The 637-nt window shown below is 64.7% G+C and carries 1 pseudogene; it reads left to right on the top strand.

The features are described 5' to 3' along the window. Window positions 1-637, top strand: a pseudogene (locus tag PA598K_RS33670) (Tex-like N-terminal domain-containing protein); the annotation flags it as partial.

Raw genomic sequence — 637 nt, 5'->3', positions numbered from 1 at the left:
GGATCTGTCCCGGCCGTATCGGCAGAAGCGCAAGACGCGGGCCAGTGTCGCCAAAGAGAGAGGGCTGGAGCCGCTCGCTACGTGGCTCTACAGCCAGCCTAAGAGCGGCGAGCCGATGACGGAGGCGGCCAAGTATATCCAGCCTGACAAGGGCGTAGAGACGGCTCAGGACGCTTTGCAGGGGGCGATGGACATCCTCGCCGAGAGTCTGGCTGACGACGCCGGCATCCGCGCCTGGGTGCGCAAGCATACGTATGAGCAGGCGGTGCTGGCGACCGAAGCGAAGGACAAGCAGGCGGAATCTGTCTATGAGATGTATTACAGCTATCAGGAGCCGGTCCGCAAGCTGCCGCCGCATCGCATCCTGGCGATCAACCGGGGCGAGCGGGAGGACGTGCTGCGCGTCTCGCTGCAGCTCTCGCCCGAGCGCATCCATGACTATATTGCCCGCCATACGCTGCGCAACCACGTCTCGCCGGCGATCCGCGCCGTGCTGCTGGCAGTCATCGAGGATGCCTACAAGCGTCTGATCGCGCCGTCGATCGAGCGGGAGGTGCGGGGAGCGCTCACCGAGAAGGCCGAGGAGCATGCCATCTCGATCTTCTCCGCCAATCTGCGCAATCTGCTGCTGCAGGCG

This window comes from Paenibacillus sp. 598K (assembly GCF_003851045.1).
GTDB lineage: Bacteria > Bacillota > Bacilli > Paenibacillales > Paenibacillaceae > Paenibacillus_D.
The sequence above is the reverse complement of the archived record's forward strand: the minus strand, read 5'-3'. Positions and strand labels throughout refer to the sequence as shown.